Origin of the sequence: Pseudomonas sp. RIT357, from assembly GCF_000632245.1 — a bacterium.
Lineage (GTDB): Bacteria > Pseudomonadota > Gammaproteobacteria > Pseudomonadales > Pseudomonadaceae > Aquipseudomonas > Aquipseudomonas sivasensis.
The window spans coordinates 1-14,427 of sequence record NZ_JFYX01000021.1; the positions used below are offsets into that span (position 1 = coordinate 1).

At 61.3% G+C, this 14,427-nt stretch carries 11 protein-coding genes; 6 read left to right on the forward strand and 5 right to left on the reverse strand.

Features of this window, described 5'->3' with window-relative positions:
- Window positions 1-225: 225 nt before the first annotated feature.
- Genes BW43_RS13155 through BW43_RS13145 form a run of 3 tightly spaced genes read right to left on the reverse strand, consistent with a single transcriptional unit; the run spans window position 226 to window position 4,668 of the window.
- On the reverse strand, window positions 226-1,155 hold the full coding sequence (locus BW43_RS13155) for a sulfonate ABC transporter substrate-binding protein (RefSeq protein WP_032887227.1): 930 nt from the start codon (window positions 1,153-1,155) through the stop codon (window positions 226-228).
- Entirely contained in the window at window positions 1,152-2,483 is a 1,332-nt protein-coding gene (locus BW43_RS13150; RefSeq protein ID WP_032887228.1) for an LLM class flavin-dependent oxidoreductase, read from the reverse strand. The genes BW43_RS13155 and BW43_RS13150 overlap by 4 nt, the downstream gene beginning before the upstream one ends.
- A gap of 1 nt (window position 2,484) precedes the next feature.
- Window positions 2,485-4,668, reverse strand: a complete 2,184-nt coding sequence (locus BW43_RS13145) for a TonB-dependent receptor (protein WP_032887229.1) — start codon at window positions 4,666-4,668, stop codon at window positions 2,485-2,487.
- A gap of 206 nt (window positions 4,669-4,874) precedes the next feature.
- On the opposite strand from BW43_RS13145, the gene BW43_RS13140 reads away from it, so the two are divergent.
- Window positions 4,875-5,903, forward strand: coding sequence for a LacI family DNA-binding transcriptional regulator (locus BW43_RS13140; protein ID WP_032887230.1), 1,029 nt, complete (start codon window positions 4,875-4,877; stop codon window positions 5,901-5,903).
- A 34-nt stretch (window positions 5,904-5,937) separates the two neighbouring features.
- On the opposite strand, the gene BW43_RS0127520 is transcribed toward BW43_RS13140, so the two are convergent.
- Window positions 5,938-6,663 carry a M12 family metallopeptidase gene (locus BW43_RS0127520; RefSeq protein WP_081797720.1) on the reverse strand — a complete coding sequence of 242 codons (726 nt, stop codon included), beginning with the start codon at window positions 6,661-6,663 and terminating at the stop codon, window positions 5,938-5,940.
- A 154-nt stretch (window positions 6,664-6,817) separates the two neighbouring features.
- Here BW43_RS0127520 and BW43_RS13135 point away from each other — a divergent pair, with 154 nt between their 5' ends.
- Window positions 6,818-7,432 carry a TetR/AcrR family transcriptional regulator gene (locus BW43_RS13135; RefSeq protein ID WP_032887231.1) on the forward strand — a complete coding sequence of 205 codons (615 nt, stop codon included), beginning with the start codon at window positions 6,818-6,820 and terminating at the stop codon, window positions 7,430-7,432.
- Window positions 7,433-7,493: 61 nt separating this feature from the next.
- On the opposite strand, the gene BW43_RS13130 is transcribed toward BW43_RS13135, so the two are convergent.
- Window positions 7,494-10,247 (reverse strand): glycoside hydrolase family 3 protein, encoded by a 2,754-nt coding sequence (locus tag BW43_RS13130; protein WP_032887232.1) that lies wholly within the window; start codon window positions 10,245-10,247, stop codon window positions 7,494-7,496.
- Between the two features lie 488 nt (window positions 10,248-10,735).
- Here BW43_RS13130 and BW43_RS13125 point away from each other — a divergent pair, with 488 nt between their 5' ends.
- From BW43_RS13125 to gspG, 4 genes are all read left to right on the forward strand, one after another.
- Window positions 10,736-10,960, forward strand: a complete 225-nt coding sequence (locus BW43_RS13125; RefSeq protein ID WP_032887233.1) for a hypothetical protein — start codon at window positions 10,736-10,738, stop codon at window positions 10,958-10,960.
- Window positions 10,961-11,088: 128 nt separating this feature from the next.
- A complete protein-coding gene (gspE, locus tag BW43_RS13120) occupies window positions 11,089-12,783 on the forward strand; it encodes a type II secretion system ATPase GspE (RefSeq protein WP_032887234.1) in 1,695 nt (564 codons plus the stop codon).
- Window positions 12,780-13,982 carry a type II secretion system inner membrane protein GspF gene (gspF, locus tag BW43_RS13115; RefSeq protein ID WP_032887236.1) on the forward strand — a complete coding sequence of 401 codons (1,203 nt, stop codon included), beginning with the start codon at window positions 12,780-12,782 and terminating at the stop codon, window positions 13,980-13,982. Before gspE ends, gspF begins: the two co-directional genes overlap by 4 nt.
- A gap of 20 nt (window positions 13,983-14,002) precedes the next feature.
- Window positions 14,003-14,419: a type II secretion system major pseudopilin GspG gene (gene gspG / locus BW43_RS13110; RefSeq protein ID WP_095185610.1), complete on the forward strand. Its 417-nt coding sequence runs from the start codon at window positions 14,003-14,005 to the stop codon at window positions 14,417-14,419.
- The last annotated feature ends 8 nt before the right edge of the window (window positions 14,420-14,427 follow it).

The following is a 14,427-nucleotide window of genomic DNA, read 5'->3' on the forward strand; positions in this document are numbered from 1 at the left end:
CTTTACGCATTCACGATCAACACATTGCCGGACTGGAATCCACTCAACTGTGGGAGGGGGGGCAGTTACTTAGCTTTATCTTTACGCATTCACGATCAACACATTGCCGGACTGGAATCCACTCAACTGTGGGAGGGGGCTTGCTCCCGATGGCGGTGCAACAGTCAAAACATCAAGTGACTGACACACCGCCATCGGGAGCAATCCCCCTCTCACATTTGGATTTCAGTGGACTTCGGATTTCCACACGGCCTGCTTCACCTCAATCGCCTTGGGCAACAACCGGTTCTGGAAAAACAAATCCGCCGTCGCTTGCTGCGCCTGAATGATCCCCTCATCAATCGGCAAAATCGGCGATGGCGGGCGGTTATCCATATAGCGGGCGATCACGTCACCGGGCAGGCCCATGAAGGCTGTCAGTACCTTCAAACTGTCCTCACGCTGGCTGCGGGTCAGTGCTTCGGCGTTGGTCAACTCACCCAGCAGATCATGGATAAATCCACCGTTGGCCTGGGCATATTCACGCCGCGCGGTGTACACCGGTCCCGACAACCCCAAGCCTTCACCATTGGCCAGCACATGGCTGGGGCTCTGGCTCAAGGCGAGGGACGAGTAGGGCTCCCAGATCGCCCAGGCATCCACGCTGCCTTGTTCGAACGCCGCGCGGGCATCGGCGGGTGGCAGGTACACCGGCTGGATGTCCTTGTAGCTCAGGCCAGCTTTGTTCAGCGCGCGCAGGATCAGGTTGTGGGAGCTGGAGCCTTTCTGGAAGGCGACTTTCTTGCCTTTCAAATCAGCCACCGAATGCAGTGGGCTGTCATTGCGCACCAGAATGGTTTCGGCGCTGGGCTTGGGCGGCTCGGCGCCGATATACACCAAGTCGGCGCCCGCCGCCTGGGCGAACAGCGGCGGGATGTCGCCGGTGGAGCCCACATCCAGTGCGCCCACGTTGAGCGCTTCAAGCATCTGCGGGCCGGCGGGGAATTCGATCCACTTCACATCCGTCTGCGGGAAGCGTTTTTCCAACAGGCCATGTTCCTTGGCCAGGACCAAAGCGATGGAGCCTTTCTGGTAGCCGATGCGCAGGGTGTCCGGCTCGGCCGCCCACGCGGTTTGGGTCATCAGTAAGGCCAACAACAGTGCCGGGATCTTCATGCCGGAGTCTCCTTGAAGCGATTTTCCGGGCGCGCCAAACCGAGGTTTTCCCGCAAGGTCGTGCCGGTGTATTCGGTGCGCAACAGGCCACGCCGTTGCAGTTCAGGCACCACCCACTGGGCGAAATCCTCCAGCCCACCGGGCAGATGAGGCACCAGGATATTGAAACCATCCGCCGCGCCGTTTTCGAACCAGTTTTGCAGCTCATCGGCAATCTGCACGGGCGTGCCGATCAGGCTGTAATGCCCGCGACCACCGGCGATGCGCCGTCCCAGCTGTCCCAGGGTCAACTGTTCGCGATGAGCCAAATCACTGAGCAATTGCTGACGGCTCCGTTGCCCGCTGTCGGTCAATGGCAGCTCCGGCAACGGTCCATCCAGTGGGTACCCGGACAGGTCGAAATTGCCTAGCATGCGCCCCAGCAAAGCAACGCCGACTTCGGGCTCCACGAGATCCTGGAATGCCTCGAATTTTGCCTGGGCCTCGGCCTCGGTGTGCCCGACCACCACAAACACGCCGGGCATGATTTTCAGCGAATCCGGCTGACGTCCATACCCGTCCAGGCGCCCTTTGAGATCAGCATAAAATGCCTGGGCATTGGCCAGCGAAGTCTGTGCGGTAAACACCACCTCGGCGGTCTGTGCCGCCAAATCGCGGCCCGTTTCCGAAGAACCCGCCTGCACGATCACCGGCTGGCCTTGAGGCGAGCGCGCCACGTTCAGCGGGCCTTTGACCCGGAAGTGTTCGCCCACATGATCGAGCACATGCCGCTTCGTCGGCTCGTAGTAGGTGCCGCTGGCTTTGTCGCGCACGAAGGCGTCGTCTTCCCAGCTGTCCCAAAGGCCCGTCACCACCTTATGAAACTCGCGGGCGCGGCTGTAGCGCTCGGCATGGCCCACGTGTTCATCGCGGCCGAAATTTTGCGCCTCTGCAGCAGCGTCCGACGTCACCAGGTTCCAACCCGCCCGCCCCCCTGACAGGTGATCCAGCGAGGCGAATTTGCGCGCCACATGGTAGGGCTCGTTGTAGGTGGTGGTCGCCGTGGCAATCAGGCCGATATGCTCCGTCACCGCACTCAACGCCGAGAGCAGGGTCAGCGGCTCGAAATGATCCGATCGCGCCATATGGCTGGCGATCTCGCCCGTGGGCGCGGCAATGCTGTCGGCTACGAACAGTGCATCGAACCTGGCCGCTTCGGCCACCCGCGCCAAGTGTTTGTACTGGGCGAAATCCAGCCCGGCATTTGCCGGTACGTCCGGATGGCGCCACGCGGCCACATGGTGCCCGGTTGCCATGAGAAAGGCGCCGAGTTTCAGCTGACGGCTCATGTTAGAAATCCTTGCGCAGTTGCACGCCGAAGTAACGTTCATCGTCACGAGGTACGGCGCGGTAGATGTAGTTGCCGCCACTGGCCAGCGACGGCGAGTAGGACTTGTCGGCGAGGTTTTTGGCCAGCAGCGCCACGCGCCAGCCATTGCTGTAGTCCGCCAGGGCCACGCTGGCGTTCCAGATGCCGTAGGCGCCTTGTTTGGTGTCGAGGTTTTGGCTGATGTCGTACTGCACTTCGCTCTGCCAGCTGTAGTCGGTGCCCAGTTCGATATCCAGGCCGTTATCCAGTGGGATGGTGTAGTCGGCGCGTACGTAACTCTTCCAGTCCGGGCTGTAGGGCAGCGGCTTGCCGTTGACGTTGCAGGTGGCCGCCGCGCCCGCCGGGCAGGCGAATTCGTCGATGCGTGCACGGGTGTAGGCCAGGGCGCCGGAGAGCTTGAGTTGCTGGGTGGCCTGCAAGGCGTAATCGAGTTCGACGCCTTCGGTGCTGACGCTGCCGGCGTTGATCAGGCGGGTCACCACTTGGCCGGCGACCGAGTCGAAAAAGTTGGCCTGGTAGTTGTCGTAGTCGCTGTGGAAAACCGCCAGGTTGGTGGTCAGTCGGTTGTTCCAGGCGGTGGCCTTGATCCCGGCTTCCCAGGTGTTGGAGGTTTCCGGCTTGAGCGCATCGGTATCGCGCGGCTGCATGTTGAAGAACACGTTGTAGGCCGGGCCTTTGTAGCCGCGCGAGTAGGTCAGGTAGCTGGTGATGTTATCGGTCAGGTCGTACTGCACGCCGAGGCGCCCGGACCAGCCATCTTCGTCCACTGAACCCGAGCTGGACGTGGCCGGTTGAATCCCACTGACGGTGGTGGCCGAGGTGGATACGCGGCGGTGATCGTATTTCAAGTCGTCATGGGTGTAGCGCAGGCCCGCGATCCCGCGAAAGCGCGAGGTGAAGTTGAGCGTGGTCTCGCCGAACACCGCGTAGCTGTCGCTGGTGGTGCTGTAGTCGGCGACGCCGCGGTCGGTGCGCGTGGTGGTGGTGAGCGTGCGCTGGTAAGTCTCTTCGTCCTTGCCATGCATGTAGAACAGGCCGCCGACGTACTCCAGGAATTCACCCTTGGGCGAGGCCAGGCGCAACTCTTGAGAGTACTGGTCGAAGGCCAGCTCACCCTTGTCGGCAGTGCCGGGAAACGCGGCGGTCACGCTGCCGAGGCGGTCGCCATCCTGGAATTGGGTGTTGTCCCAGCCGCGCCAGGCGGTGATTGAGGTCAGGGTGTAGTCGCCCAGGTTCCAGTCCAACTGGGCGGACAAACCTTTGTTGGTGTCCTCGACATGGCTGCGCGTATCGGTGTTGATGTCGCGGTTGTCGCTGGAGGCCCGCACCGGGCTCAAGGCGTTGCTGAATGCCGGGGTCAATGACTTACTGACCACACCATTCGGTGCATCGTCGTGGGACTGCATGTAGTCGGCGATCAGCGTCAGCGTCACGTCGTCGTTGGGGGTGAATTCCAACTTGCCGCGAATGCCTTTGTGGTTGTAACCGTTGACCTCCTGACCGTTGTGCTGGTTGTCGACGTTGCCGTCATAGCTGCCAAACAGCGTGCTGACCGAGCCTTTGAGCACGTCCGGCACCAGGCTGCCGCCGATGCCGAAACGGGTCCGGCTTTCATTGCCGCTGTAGTACGACTGGTCGATGTAGCCGTGGGTCTCGGCGGTGGGTGCCTTGCTGGTGATGTTGAGCACACCGGCCGAGGCGTTCTTGCCGAACAGCGTACCTTGGGGGCCGCGCAGCACTTCGATGCGTTCCAGGTCCAGCAGGTCGAGGGTGGCCTGGCCGGGGCGCGCATAGACCACGCCGTCGATCACCGTGGCCACCGTCGGCTCCACGCCGGGGGAGGTGGAGATGGTACCCACGCCGCGTACGAATAATGAGGTGTCCTTGTTCGATGCGCCGGTACGGAAGTTCAGCGACGGCACCTGTTGCGCGATGCTCGCCACGCCGTTGCGGTTGTCGCGCTCCAGTTGCTCGCCATCGAGTACCGAGACCGCCACCGGGACTTTCTGCAGGGATTCTTCGCGGCGGGTGGCGGTGACGGTCACCGCTTCGAGGGTGGCTTGCGGCTCGTCGGCGGCAACGGCGACGCCTGCCGGAAGTGCGGTCAATCCGGCGAGGAATAATAAGTGAGTGTGTTTGTGCATGCTGTGCCCGCTCAAAAAATGCCCTGGTCCGCTGCGGTTCTACGACCGTCAGCGCCTGTGAAACTGTCTTGGACATTCGCTTGAGCGAGTAGCAGACAGCGCGCTTTGTTAGCGCTAACATCGGCATTATTGTTAGCTCTGCTTTAGAGCGTCAAATACTTAAAAATTAGTCTCATATTCTTTTTGGTTGTTAACAGGATTCTCCCGTGAGCGAAGAAAAACCGCGCAAACGCCGTGGCGCCGGGCGTGTCACCTTGAATACCGTGGCGCGCCAGGCTGGCGTGTCGGCTATTACGGTGTCGCGTTATTTCAACCAGCCGGAACAGGTGTCCCCAGAACGCCGCGAACGCATTGCCCAAGTAGTCGCCGAGCTGGGTTACGTGCCCAACCTGGTGGCCGGCGGATTGGCGTCGGCGCGTGGGCGGATCGTGGCGATGGTGATCCCGAACATTTCCGGACCGATTTTTGCCAATACCATTCAGGGGTTCAGCGATACCCTCAGTCGCCATGGCTACCAACTGTTGCTGGCGTCGAGTTACTTCAGCGCTGAGCAAGAAGAAAGCGCGGTGCGGGCGTTTCTGGGTTGGTCGCCAGCGGCGCTGGTGCTGACCAGTCGCTTCCACAGTGCGGCGACTGAAAAGATGATTGCCGACGCGGACATTCCGGTGGTGGAAACCTGGGACTACGTGCCCGAGCGTGCACCGGTACAGATCGGCTTTTCCCACTACCAGGTCGGCGTCAGCGCCGCGCGTTACCTGCATGGCAAGGGCTATCGGCGCATGGCCTTCGTGCAGAACAGCGTGGCGGGTGACTTCAGCGCCCATGAGCGTGGGGAAGGATTTGCGGCAACCCTGGTCGAGCTGGGCGTGCAGCCCCAGGTGTTCGTCCCGGACGCCGGCCGCGCACCGTTCGAGGCGGGCAAGCAGGCCATGGAGGCGCTGATGAGCCACGCCACCCCACCGGAGGCGATCTTCTTCGCCAATGACAACCTGGCCGCCGGTGGCCTGCTGGCCGGGCAGCGTTCCGGATTGAAGTGCGCGGTGCTTGGGTTCGGTGATTACCCGTTTGCAGAAATGCTGCTGCCGAGCCTGAGCACCATCAAACCGCCGGCGCTTGAGATTGGTGTGCTGGCGGCGACGCGGGTCCTGGAAAGCCTGGGGGTCTTACCGGTTGCGGATGACGTCCAGCGGCTGAATTTCTTGCAATGTCAGTTGATCGCGCGTGAGAGTGCCTGACACAACCGGGCGCTACTCACGCGGGCTCGTATGCTTATGTGCCGGTCCGACGAGCTGCCTTCGGGTAGGCCTTGTTTGCCCAGGCGATATCGCCTGGGCTGAGCATCGAGTTTCTTGAGTGGAAGGTATTACTCGTCGTCAACGCGGGGTTGATCGCGTAGTGCATGGCTGAGTCTTCGTCATACGGCAGAAAATCATAGGCAGCGCTGCGCGGCAGGGGCAGCAAGTTGGCTTGCTGGTAGTGATGGGGTATATGCCGGTCAAGTTTGGCCAGGTCCCACGGGATATTCGCGTCAGGATGCTGATGGGCGTGCCGGGCGCCGAGCATGTGGCCGAATTCGTGCAACACGGTGTGGGCGAATGAAGTCGACGAGTAGTCTATCGGCAGGTTCATGGTCGGCATTCCGGGGGAGACTTTTTGTGCATCGGTACCGACCATTGAGACCCCGGAACCTTGATGAATCGGCACCCCCGAGATGCGAACATCGCCTTCTTCCCCGCTGACGAATTCGAATTTGAGGTTGATATGGGGCAGCCACTCGCTGGCGGCCTGCTTGACCGCCTGCACATAAGGGTCGTCCATCTCGTAGTCATACATGGCGATTTTGAGGGTGCTGTGCTGCGGCCAGTATTTATCGGGCTCACCCACATCGCGGCGACTTCGGGAGAGGCGTTCGGTCGGTTGAATGCTGTCGCCGTCCTCGGCGGGCGAGGGGGGTGGCGCGGGCAGCGGAGGCGTGAATAGTCTTGAAGCGATCATGGCGTCTTACTCGGGTTAACTGGGACAAGTCCGAGCATTGATTGGCACGGATCGCCCAGAGCGTTCCATTGAAGCCCCGACACTCGCCCGAGGTTTATTTGCGGCGCGGTGGCATTTTGGATACGGTGCAAGCCTCTTCCTCCAGGACTTTTCCATGACCGAGTCGCCGCCGAAAACCCGCCGCGCACCCAAAGGTGAAAAACGCCGCGAAGAGCTGCTGGATGCGGCCTTGCAAGTGTTTTCCCTGGAAGGCTACAGCGGTGCCTCGATGGCGCAGGTGGCGGGGATCGTAGGGATTTCCGTGGCCGGGTTGCTGCACCATTTTCCGAGCAAGATCTCACTGTTGATGGGCGTGTTGCAGCGGCGTGATGAGGTCAACCAGCGAATTGCCGATGAAGTGCGTGCGGAGAAAACCCTCAATGGTTTGCTCGGCAGCCTGCGCGCAATCAATCGTTCAAATGCCACGGCGCCTGGCGTGGTGCGCGCGTTTACCATCTTGAATGCCGAAAGTCTGTTGGATACCCAGCCGGCCTGGGCGTGGTTCCAGGCGCGCTACGCGGCGATTCACCAACGCATGCAAGGACAGTTTGCCGACCTGGTGGCGGCGGGGGAGGTGCGCGGCGACGTGGACATCGCCGGGCTGGTGGAGGAGATCCTGGCCATGATGGATGGCCTGCAGATCCAGTGGTTGCGGTTTCCCGAGCAGGTGGATCTGGTGGCGCGCTTCGACGCCTACATTGCGCGGGTTGAAGCGGCCATTCGAACCTGAGTCAAACACAGTCAAAAATGTGGGAGGGGGCTTGCCCCTCCCACATTAGACCGAGTCGGGATCAGTTACCGGAAGCACTGCCCTGGCTGCTGTCATCGCTCATGTCATAGCCATCACCTTCACTGGTGCCGCTGTCGCCTTCATTCTGATGCAGCACACCGCCAGTCTTCACCTGTGGCAGCTCACGCAACGTCGAATTGAGCGCTGAACGCGGCAACGGGTTGCTGGTGGTCGTCGACAGTTCCTGGCGGAACGGGTTGACCAGCTTGGCGTTCAGGCGAATGTCCTGAGACGACGCGCCCACCGACAAGTTGAAGCTGTCGGCGTCCACCACCCATTGCTTGCTCTTGACGTCGTAGTAGGCCAGCGAGCGATCGTTGAGCTCGATGGTCACGCGCTTGCTCTCGCCCGGCTTCAAGAACACTTTCTTGTAGCCCTTGAGTTCCTTGAGCGCACGCTCGACTTTCGGGTTGTTCTGGCCCACGTACAGCTCGGCGACTTCGGCGCCCGCCACCTTGCCGGTGTTGGCCAGGTCGAACGACACCTTGATCGGCGCCCCTGCAACTGCAACCCCTGGCGTCACGCTGATGTTGCTGTAGCCGAAGGTGGTGTACGACAAGCCATAGCCGAACGGGTAGAGCGGCTTGATGCCTTTTTTCTCGTAACCGCGATAGCCCAGGAACAGGTCGTCCTTGTAGCTCATCTCAGCCAGGGTTTCCTGGTTGTCGAACTTGGGGAAGGTCGCGTAGATCGGGTTGTCTTCGATGTTGCGCTCGATGCTGATTGGCAACTTGGCCGACGGGTTGACCTTGCCCAGCAGGATCTCCGCCAATGCCTGGCCGCCGTTCTGCCCAGGGTAGAACGCATGCAATGCGGCCGGTACCTGGTCGATCCAGTCGCTCATTTTCAACCCGGTGCCGCCGTGCAGGGTGACGACAGTATTGGGGTTGACCTTGGCAATGCTCTGGATCAGTTGGCCCTGGAACTCCGGCAGGTCGAAGCTGTGGTCAAAGCCTTCACCTTCGTATTCATTGCTGTTGCCCGCAGCCACCAGCACTGCGTCGTACTTGGCCAGGTCCTGTGGCGCCACCAGCGAGGCCCAGCTCATCTGCACGCCCACCAAACCGCCCATGGTCGAGAGGTAGCCGTTGCGGCGCGAGTATTCCAGCTTGATGTCGACGGCTTTGCCAGCCTCCAGATTGACCTTGGCGAATACCGGAATGGTCGGTGGGATGCTGTTGTTGGGCAGCGGCTTGCCGTCGCCGTTATCCAGCACTTTCTTACCGTTGACGTAGAGACGCACGGCACCGTCGGCGCGAATCTTGAACACCTGTTCGCCGCTGACGGTCGGGGTGATCTGGCCGCTGTAGCGAATCGAAGTGGCCGCCGTATCGCCGTTCACCGGCAGGCTGTCGGTGGACCAGTCCAGGTCGACATGGCGATCGGTGCGGCTGGCCGCCGGGTCGCCGGACCAGTTGGTGTTGTTGAAGAACTCGGTCTTCACGCCTTTGACGCTGTTGCCGTCGCTGTCCGTGTGAGTCCAGTTGGAGGCCGTCGGGTCCAGGGACAGGCCGTCGATAAACTCGACCTTGGCACCCGGCGCCAATTGCTGCAGGCCGCTCAGCTCGCTGATGTAGTTGGCCGCCATCACATTCGCGCTGCCGAAACCGGTGGGCGGGGCGTATTTGGCCAGGTTGCCGACCACCGCGATGGTCTTGACCTTCTTGGCATCCAGAGGCAGCAGGTTGTTCTGGTTTTTCAGCAACACGATGCCTTCGCGCGCCGCGTTCAGGGCCACGCGGTTGCTGGTGGCGCTGTTCATGTTGTGGCTGGTCAACGGCGCTTTGCTGTCGAACTTGTACAGGTAGATCTGCTTGAGGATGCGCCGCACCTTGTCATCGATGGTCGCGCTGCTCAGCTCGCCGCTGTCCAGGAACGGCTTGAGCACCGTGCTGTTCATCTGGTAGCCCATCATGTCCAGGTCGGTGCCGGCCTGCGCCGCTGGCAAGCCGTTGACCACCGCGTTGTAGTCACTCTGCACGAAGCCTGGATAGCCCCATTCGGTCTTCAGGATGTCGCGCATCAGGTGTTTGTTCTGGCAGGCGAACTCGCCGTTCACTTTCTGGAACGCACACATCATCATCGCCACCTTGCTGTTCTTCGAGGCGGACTCGAAGGGCGGCAGGGTCATCTCGCGCAGCACACGCTCGCTGATGATTTCGTCGAGGTGGAAGCGATTGCTTTCCTGGTCGTTGGCCGCGAAATGCTTGGCGTTGGCCCACACGCCACGGGACTGGATACCGTTGATCACTGCCGGCCCCAGGCTGGCGCCGAGGAACGGGTCTTCACCGGACAGATACTCGAACGCACGGCCACTGTAGGGCATGCGGTACAGGTTCACGCCGGGGCCGGTGACGAACTGATAACCGCCGCTGGCGGTGTCGTAGCCCAGTGCACGACCCAGGTCGATGGCACGGCGCGGGTTCCAACTGGCGGCCAGGTTCGGTCCGGAAGGGTAGACCACGCCCTGGGCGTTGCCTTCACTGGTGTAGCGCACACCGACGCCGCCGTCGGCACCGTGGATCTGTGGGATGCCGTATTGGGTCAGCGGCTTGACGTCCCAGCCACCGGTGCCGCCGATGTAGGCGAGTTTTTCTTCCATGGTCATCTTCGCCAGGGTTTTGTCCGCGGCCTTTTCTGCACGGTTCACCCGGCCTTCGTCCAAGGCAGGGCTGGTAGCCGCGTGCACCTGGGACACGGCCAGCGCCAGCAGGGCAAACGCCGACTGCGCACCGATCATCTTGCGTTTATTCATGGGGTTTCTCCGACAACTGTTTAGTAAAAATAGGGTGACGCTCGTCACTTTTTCGTGGGCAATAGTTCGCCTTGATCGCAATGTTTAACCGATGGCTAATTGCAATTACTTGGCGGGTTTTGCAGATTTTGTAAGTTTAATAATTGTGTTAATTATTGTTGTGGATGATGTCTTGGCGATATCACTAGATGGCATTTTGAACCGCGAAAACGTGATAATTAAGGCAATTCTTGCGGTTATAAGTCAAACGAAAGCTAATTTTTGCGTGAAATAAGAAATATTTCATTACGATTTTGAACTAAGACTAAACCTACCAGTCGATTGGTTTAAGAAAATAGATGGTGGCATGGCGAACTAGTGGCGCTGATCGGTAGTTCTAAAAGGCCATGTTTTATACACGCTGTCATACACAACGCTTTGCTGTAGGGTCTTGAACCGATTCAAGGCGCCACGTGAGCGTTTCGCAGTTTTTTATCTGGAGAATGTTTATGAAAAAGTCCCTGCTGGGTGCCGGTTTTGTGCTGGGCGTTGCATTGAGCGGCGCGGCCATTGCGGCTGAAGCCACCGACGCGGATGCCAAGTCCGGCGCCGCCGATTCCACCGTGTTGACCCAGTCCCACGATGCCAAGGCTGCCAAGAAGCAGAAGGCAGAAACCACCAAGGGTGGCCGACCGTTGAATGGCAGCCAGGCCGCGCCGAAGACCTCGAACTAACGGCGAAACGCGGCCCCCTGCGGGAGGGGAAAGCCCACTCCCACAGGGGTTCCCAGTAGCCCTTTAGAACATCGCCCCTCAGATAGCTACTCATGCCAAGTCCCTCAACGCCCATCAACGCCTGCCAGATGCACATCCCGCACACCGAACAGGTCTGCGCGTGGCTGATGCAGCACGCCGGCTTGAAAACCGTTGACCTGGAGCGCGCCCGGCGCCTGTCCCAGGAGTCTGACGACACCGAATTACTCGGCCTGCTCACCCGCCTGGGACTGGTCTCCGAAGTGGAGTTGGCCCGCGCCTGGGCAGACCTGCTTGGCGCACCGCTGTTGCTGGCGGACGCAGCGCCGCCGTTGCTCGACCCGTTGCCGGCCCTGACCGAGCGTTTTATGCGCCATCACCAAGTGGTGCCCGTGGGCTGGAGCCAGGGCGGGTTGCGGGTGCTGGCGGCCAACCCGGCGTTGGTTTATCCGTTCCAGGCCATGGCTTATGCCTGCGGTGTGCCGGTGTGGCTGGCGGTGGGCCCGCGCAATGAAGTCGATACCCTGATCGAGCGCTATTACGGCCAAGGCCGCTCGGCGATGGGTACCCTGATCGAAAACCTCGACGAACAGGGCGGCGCGCTCGAAGACATCGAACACCTCAAGGACATGGCCTCCGAAGCGCCTGTGATTCGCCTGGTCAACCTGATCCTGCAGCGCGCGGTTGAACATCGCGCCTCGGACATCCATATCGAACCCTTCGAAAATCAGCTCAAGGTGCGCTACCGCATCGACGGCGTGCTGCACGAGGCGGAGGCGCCGCCGTCCAGTTCATCGGCGGCGGTGATTTCGCGGGTAAAGATCATGGCGCGCCTGGACATCGCCGAACGCCGCCTGCCCCAGGACGGGCGCATCATGCTGCGCATCCAGGGCAAGGAACTGGACTTGCGTGTGTCCACCGTGCCCACCAGTTTTGGCGAGTCGGTGGTCATGCGTTTGCTCGACCGCCAGACCGTGCAGTTCGATTTTCAGAGCCTGGGCTTCGATGGCCAGCGCCTGGAAACCTTCCTCGAAGTGCTCGAACGCCCCCACGGCATCCTGCTGGTCACCGGTCCGACGGGCTCGGGCAAGACCACCACGCTGTACACCGCGCTGTCGCGGCTCAATACCGCCGAGCGCAAGATCATCACCGTGGAAGACCCGGTGGAGTACCAGCTCGAAGGCATCAACCAGATCCAGGTAAAACCGGCCATCGGCCTCGACTTTGCCGGCGCGCTGCGCTCCATCGTGCGTCAGGACCCGGACGTGATCATGATCGGCGAGATCCGCGACCTGGAAACCTGCCGCATCGCCATCCAGTCCTCGTTGACTGGCCATTTGGTGCTGTCGACCCTGCACACCAACAGCGCGGCAGCGAGTATCACGCGCTTGCTGGACATGGGCGTTGAGAGCTATCTGATCGCCTCGACCGTCAACGGCATCCTCGCCCAACGCCTGGTGCGCCGTCTTGATCCGGCCACTCGAGAAGCTTTCGAAGCACCGGCCGAACTGATCGCCGAACATGGCCTGGACCGTTTTACCGAGCAGCGCCCGATCATGCTCTATCGCCCTCGCGCCGACGCGCCCGGCGGCGGCTACCACGGCCGCAGTGCAATCACTGAATTGCTGGTGATGAACGATGAACTGCGCAGCCTGCTGATGCGTCAGGCCGACGCCGCCACCCTGGAACAGGCTGCCCGTCGCGGCGGCCTGCGCACCTTGCATGAAGAAGGCCTGCGCCAGGCCGTAGCTGGGGTGACGTCCCTGGAAGAAGTGCTGCGCGTTACCCGAGGGGAGGGCACGTGAGCCTGTTCAAATACCGCGCCCTCGACAGCCAGGGCACGCCGCAAAATGGCACCCTGGAAGCCAAGGACCAGGATGCCGCCGTCGCCGCGCTGCACAAGCGCGGTTTGTTGTTATTGCACATTGATGTGGCCGGCGCTCAAGGGCTGCGCAACGCCCTTGGGCGCGGCCAGTTGAACGGCGCGGCGTTGGTCAGTTTTACCCAGCAACTGGCCACGCTTTTGGGCGCCGGACAGCCGTTGGAACGCTCCCTGGGCATCCTGCTCAAACAGCCCGGCCAGCCCCAGACCCGCGCGTTGATCGAGCGCATTCGTGAGCGCGTCAAAGCCGGTCAGCCTTTGTCCAAAGCCTTGGAAGAGGAGGGCAGCCAGTTCTCGCCGCTGTACCTGAGCATGGTGCGTGCCGGCGAGGCCGGCGGTGCCCTGGAAAACACCTTGCGCCAGCTCAGCGACTATCTGGAGCGCAGCCAACTGTTGAGGGGCGAGGTGATCAATGCGTTGATCTATCCGGCGTTTCTGGTGGTCGGCGTACTAGGTTCACTGGCGCTGTTGCTGGCCTATGTGGTGCCGCAGTTCGTGCCGATCTTCAAGGACTTGGGCGTGCCGATCCCATTGATCACTGAAGTGATCCTGAATCTCGGCCAATTCCTGGGTGCCTACGGCCTGGCGGTGTTGGCCGGGTTGATTGTGACGATCTGGACCCTGGTCGCTCGCCTGCGGGACCCCCGGCGCCGCGAAAAATACGATCGCCGCGTGTTGGGCATTCGCCTCATCGGCCCACTGTTGCAACGGGTCGAAGCCGCACGACTGGCGCGCACCTTGGGCACCTTGCTGAGCAATGGCGTGGCCCTGCTGCAAGCCCTAGTCATCGCCCGGCAGGTCTGCACCAACCGCGCCCTGCAAGCGCAAGTCGCCCAGGCCGCCGAGTCGGTCAAGGGCGGCGGCACCCTGGCGAGTGCCTTTGGCTCGCAGCCGCTGCTGCCGGACCTGGCCTTGCAAATGATTGAAGTCGGCGAACAGGCCGGCGAACTGGACAGCATGCTGCTCAAGGTCGCCGACGTATTCGACGTTGAAGCCAAACGCGGCATCGACCGCTTGCTCGCTGCGCTGGTGCCGTCCCTGACCGTGGTCATGGCGGTGCTGGTGGCGGTGATCATGCTGGCGATCATGCTGCCGCTGATGAGCCTGACCAGCAATATATGAACCCTCAAGGACCCACCTCCATGCGCTCAAAACCTGCACGCCGCCAAAGCGGTTTCACCCTGTTGGAAATGCTCGCCGTGATCGTACTGCTGGGCATCGTCGCGACCATCGTGGTGCGCCAGGTCGGCGGTAACGTCGACAAGGGCAAATACGGCGCGGGCAAGGCGCAACTGGCCAGCCTTTCGATGAAAATCGAAAGCTACGGGCTGGATGTCGGTTCACCGCCCAAGACCTTGCAGCAACTGGTCGAAAAACCGGGTAACAGCGCCGGTTGGGCCGGGCCGTACGCCAAGCCGTCGGACCTCAAAGACCCGTTTGGCCATGCCTTTGGCTATCGCTTTCCTGGCGAGCACGGTGCGTTTGACCTGATCTTCTACGGCCAGGACGGCCAACCCGGCGGCGAAGGCTACAGCGCCGACCTGGGCAACTGGGAATAACCCACGAC

Coding starts and splice junctions, on each gene's coding strand:
- BW43_RS13155 (WP_032887227.1), bottom strand. CDS start 1,155: ATGAAGATCCCGGCACTGTTGTTGGCCTTACTGATGACCCAAACCGCG.
- BW43_RS13150 (WP_032887228.1), bottom strand. CDS start 2,483: ATGAGCCGTCAGCTGAAACTCGGCGCCTTTCTCATGGCAACCGGGCAC.
- BW43_RS13145 (WP_032887229.1), bottom strand. CDS start 4,668: ATGCACAAACACACTCACTTATTATTCCTCGCCGGATTGACCGCACTT.
- BW43_RS0127520 (WP_081797720.1), bottom strand. CDS start 6,663: ATGATCGCTTCAAGACTATTCACGCCTCCGCTGCCCGCGCCACCCCCC.
- BW43_RS13135 (WP_032887231.1), top strand. CDS start 6,818: ATGACCGAGTCGCCGCCGAAAACCCGCCGCGCACCCAAAGGTGAAAAA.
- BW43_RS13130 (WP_032887232.1), bottom strand. CDS start 10,247: ATGAATAAACGCAAGATGATCGGTGCGCAGTCGGCGTTTGCCCTGCTG.
- BW43_RS13125 (WP_032887233.1), top strand. CDS start 10,736: ATGAAAAAGTCCCTGCTGGGTGCCGGTTTTGTGCTGGGCGTTGCATTG.
- gspE (WP_032887234.1), top strand. CDS start 11,089: ATGCACATCCCGCACACCGAACAGGTCTGCGCGTGGCTGATGCAGCAC.
- gspG (WP_095185610.1), top strand. CDS start 14,003: ATGCGCTCAAAACCTGCACGCCGCCAAAGCGGTTTCACCCTGTTGGAA.